The following is a 3750-nucleotide window of genomic DNA, read 5'->3' on the forward strand; positions in this document are numbered from 1 at the left end:
GTTCGTATACTGGAACTACCTGTGAATACTATAGTTTCTTTGGTATTGTCCCATAACGTATCGTATTTTTTTTGAATTGCCAGTACTTCTTCCTGAAAACCAGAAGTTTGCTGTGCAGCAGCTCCAAGTCCTAAAAACATAAAGAAAAAAAATAAACGAATTTCCATGATCTAAAAAAAGGCAATATACTTTTAATTAAGGGAATGTTCAATAATTTTAGAATAATAGAAAATGGCCCTTTCTTCAGAAAAATGGTCCAACACAAATACGTATAATACCAAAAGCATTACTGCTATACCAATTGCCCGAATAATTGAGCTATGCGACAGTATTAAGCATAGCATCCCGGCTATCATAACAACGAAAAATATTTTTTGCGTAATTGGGTACCATCTTATAAAGTCTTCTGTCCGCATTTTTTCGCTTTCTAAAAATTGTTGCGGGTTTTCCTTAAACTGTGATTCATATCTCGGGATCCGTTTTTGGTTTGTATTTACAAGATAGATTCCTGCACTAATCGTCAGGATGGCAATTACAAGCAAAGGTAAAAACATGGCCCTGGCGCCCGGGGTGCTTCCCCATTTAAAATAAACAAAGCTTAGTATGAGCATAACCATTCCAAACAGGAGGCTCATTTTGCCTTCAAAAATTTCTCCCTTACACCAGTTGACGGTGTCATCAATGAAATTCATCTCTTCTTTATTTTATATTCATAATATTCCTTTTCTTCACCTACACACTCAATATGCTCTTTTTTTCGAAGGATAATTTTTCATGAATAAATTTATAGTTGTGTTATATTTTAATCTACCAGGGCCTGATAAATATATTGCGGAAATTTGGCGCTATAATAGTTACTATATGGTTGAACCTGGGTCATTAAGATGGCTATTAAATCTTCTTTCGGATCTATAAAAAAGTAGGTACTATATGCGCCGCTCCAATAATATACCCCTTTTGAACCAAGAGCTTTGCTTTTAGCTACATCTGTGGTAATTCCAAAACCAAGGCCAAACCCTTGTCCATAATATAAGTCTCCCACCTGATTCATAGTCATTATTTCTACGGTCTTGGGGCTTAAGAGTCGTTTTCCATTACCCTTACCGCCATTAAGCATCATTTGACAAAATTTCATATAATCATCTGCTGTAGAAAAAAGTCCATGAGTTCCTCCGTATACCATATTCCCTTCAATAGGGAGTTGTTGATCTGAGTTTACTAATTTACCTTCCTCGTTGATATTATGAACAGGAACCCATCTATCCTGGTCATTAGTTGGAATATTATAACCCGTGTCTTTCATTTCCAAAGGATCAAATATTCTAATTTGCAGGAATTCAGCCGTAGTCATTCCGGAAAAATGTTCAATTAGTAGCGATAGTACGTCCGGGGACGCGCTATAATGCCATTGACCTCCGGGATGACCTATAAGGGGTAAACCTATAAGAGTGTTTACCCTGCTTTCGATGGAAGATTGAGGTTCAAAATATATGGCCTGAGCAATTTCATTGTCCAAAGTTGTGCCACCAATGCCATGGGTAAAGCCGGCCGTATGTGTTAACAGTTGATGAATAGTTATTTCAGATTTTGCAGGTTCGGTAGCACCATCTATTCCTTTATTTACATCTAGCGATACTTTGAAGTCTTTAAATTGTGGGAGATATTTGGAAACAGGGTCAGTGAGAAAAAAATGCCCTTCCTCATATAACATTAAAAAGGCAACGGAGATTATTGGCTTGGTCATAGACATAATATGAAAAATATTGTCATGTTGCATTGGTGTCTTCGCTTCCCAACTGCTGTATCCCAAAGCTGCTTTGTGCACTATCTCTCCCTTCCGATAAATATATGAAACAGCTCCTGGTATTCGCCCTTCATTTATTTCAGTATTCAAAAATTTTGAATATCTATCCAGACGTATTTCTGAGAATCCTGAAATAACTTCATTGGAGGCCTTAACGGACTGGCCGTAGCTGAATACGAGTGAAAATAAAAGAAATAGAATTGAAAACAGAGAATGTAATTGTTTTTTCATGATTATGGTAAAATGTGTCCTTAAATATAAAAATTTTAAGTTGGTTTATTTACTATGTTTACAGATGATGTGGACCAGGAAGGTATAGAAAAAAAAATTTTACAGTAGCAAGAGTGAATTACGAATTTATAGGAAGAAGTGCATAAGGCGCCATTTTTGTAAATCGTTCAATACTGGAATCTAATGATGATACTAAAAGTCTATATTTTCTTTTCCAAGATCACACTTCTTTAATTTGTAATATTAATTTCAATTTTTTATAGGTTTATCAACTTAATACTAGTAATTATGATTAAAAGTTTGACTTGTTTTTCTCTATTTGGGTTATTCCTACTATTTAATGCCTGCAATATAGCTGACAACGCTGGGAAGATTATTTTCGTAGAGGATTCAAATGAATGGTTTAAAGAAGGACGGGCGTCCTGGAAATTTGATGGTGATCAGTTGGTTGGTACCTCGTTAGGTGGATCGGGGTTTGTTATGACGAATAAAAAATATCAAAATTTTACACTTTCACTTGAGTTTTATCCTGATGCAGGAATTAATTCAGGAATATTTGTGAGATGTAAAAACAAAGAGATCTCAAACAAGGAATGTTATGAGATGAATATTTGGGATTACCATCCGGACCAGGAATCAAGAACCGGATCTATTGTTACCAGGGCAAAGCCATTGATAGATGTGCAAACAATTGGAAAGTGGAATAGCTATAAAATTACTTGTGAGGGCAACCATATCCGCACCTGGATTAATGGCAAACTTACCGCGGATATTTACAATGATGATTTGTCTGAGGGTTATATTGCGCTTCAGGCAACAGAACCCGGCAGAATCAAATTTAGAAATGTAAAAATAAAAGAGTTTTAGATTAATTACCCTGGAAGATAAACCATGCTACGGTAGGAATTATTCACGATGAATCATGAGAAATTATAATTAGGAAGCTTAATAAAATTTTTTATTCATCTTCTGAACTGTCGGGATCTTCATTTGCCTGAATTTCTTCTTTGATAAGACTATGTTGCATAATGTTCAGATTTTTCAACTTGGCTTTCCATGTTGCCAAAGTTTCCTTCTGACGGTCTATGTTCTTTACAACATCTTTAACAAGAGGATTGTCGCTTGAAGTATTTGAGAAGAATAGTAAATTATTTTCTAATTGGCGAATTTCATTTAAACTTTCGTCTATCTTTCTTCGGATGAATGTTCGCTCATGGATTAGAGCTCTTTCATTATCTGCGTTTGCAAGTTTTTTAAGCTTGTCCCCATATTTCATTAGCTCCGATTCTTGTCTGCTAACATCAAGTTTTTTGAAAATGGCATCCAGAATAGTGTTAAACTTGACGTTTATATTCTTTTTATTAAATGGAACCCTGCCATAAGACTTCCATTCATCTATAAAAGACTTCACTGTGGCCAAATCTTTTTCTTTATCTTCGCACAGTTCAAAGGCTTTCAGTTTTTCCAGGCAGGCGAATTTCTTATCAAAATTTGCAGACTCTTCAGTATGAGCTTTATTTTTTGTAGCGTGCAGTCTGTCAAAATAATGATTGCACGCATTTTTAAAATCATTCCAAATCTTATCGGAGTATTTTCGGGGCACATGCCCAATAGTTTTCCATTCCCTCTGAATTCTTTTCATTTCGGAGGTTGTGGTATCCCAGTCTTCACTATCTTTTAAAGATTGTGCTAAGCTGAGAAGATCTCTTTTCTTG

At 35.4% G+C, this 3750-nt stretch carries 4 protein-coding genes; 1 reads left to right on the top strand and 3 read right to left on the bottom strand.

Features of this window, described 5'->3' with window-relative positions:
- Positions 1-191: 191 nt before the first annotated feature.
- Positions 192-692 carry a hypothetical protein gene (locus tag WBN20_RS14820; protein WP_424282240.1) on the bottom strand — a complete coding sequence of 167 codons (501 nt, stop codon included), beginning with the start codon at positions 690-692 and terminating at the stop codon, positions 192-194.
- 110 nt (positions 693-802) lie between these two features.
- Entirely contained in the window at positions 803-2035 is a 1233-nt protein-coding gene (locus WBN20_RS14825; RefSeq protein ID WP_424282241.1) for a serine hydrolase domain-containing protein, read from the bottom strand.
- Between the two features lie 288 nt (positions 2036-2323).
- Here WBN20_RS14825 and WBN20_RS14830 point away from each other — a divergent pair, with 288 nt between their 5' ends.
- Entirely contained in the window at positions 2324-2902 is a 579-nt protein-coding gene (locus WBN20_RS14830) for a 3-keto-disaccharide hydrolase (protein WP_424282242.1), read from the top strand.
- A 91-nt stretch (positions 2903-2993) separates the two neighbouring features.
- Here WBN20_RS14830 and WBN20_RS14835 read toward each other — a convergent pair.
- Positions 2994-3750: DUF349 domain-containing protein (locus WBN20_RS14835; RefSeq protein ID WP_424282243.1), on the bottom strand; the 757-nt coding region annotated here is incomplete at its 5' end.

The sequence above is a fragment of the Eudoraea sp. genome (genome assembly GCF_049665975.1).
GTDB lineage: Bacteria > Bacteroidota > Bacteroidia > Flavobacteriales > Flavobacteriaceae > Eudoraea.